This window comes from Microbacterium sp. H6 (assembly GCF_003314775.1).
In the GTDB taxonomy this organism is placed as follows: Bacteria; Actinomycetota; Actinomycetes; order Actinomycetales; family Microbacteriaceae; genus Microbacterium; species Microbacterium oxydans.
On the sequence record NZ_QOAY01000282.1, the window covers coordinates 1 to 614 of the forward strand.

The 614-nt window shown below is 71.3% G+C and carries 1 pseudogene; it reads right to left on the reverse strand.

The features are described from left to right. Positions 1-599 (reverse strand): annotated as a pseudogene (locus DSP71_RS18265) (hypothetical protein); the annotation flags it as partial. Positions 600-614: the final 15 nt, after the last annotated feature.

The following is a 614-nucleotide window of genomic DNA, read 5'->3' on the forward strand; positions in this document are numbered from 1 at the left end:
AGGAAGCGGTCCAGCAACGCGCTGCCGGCTTCGAGATCGCCCTTGCTCAGCACGGCCGAGATGGCCACCAGCGTCGTGGTGTTCGTCAGGCGGGTGTCGTCCGCTTCGGCGAATGACCGGGCGGCCACCTCCGCGTGGTCCAGCGCGGCGTCCGGCTCGCCGGACTGCAGGTGCAGGGCCGCGCGGCTGATCGCGAGGTCACCGCGCGTCCACGCGGGAAGCTCGTCCGATGCGCCGATCTCCTCTTCCAGAGCGGCGGTCGTCTCCGGCGTGTTCAGGCCGAATGTCGCGAGTCCGATGCGCTCCTCGAGGTCGGCCTGCACCTCGCGCCCAGCGGCGCGGAGTGCGGCGATGCGCTCCGGCAGCAGCTGCAGGGCCTCGTCCGCGCGCTCCAGTGCGACCAGGATCCCCAGCCGCATGGACAGCAGCTGGGCGCGCTTGGCGGGATCTTCGACTTCGAGGGCGCGGGGCAGGGCTTCGAGCGTCTCGTGCTCGGCGCCGAACTGCGCGAGCTGCATGGCGCGCTCGAACCAGCCCTCTGCGTCGACCGGGGCGGTGGTGGAAGCAGGGGTGATGAAGGCGTCGGACCGGATCGGCACGTCGTAGCTCTCCTT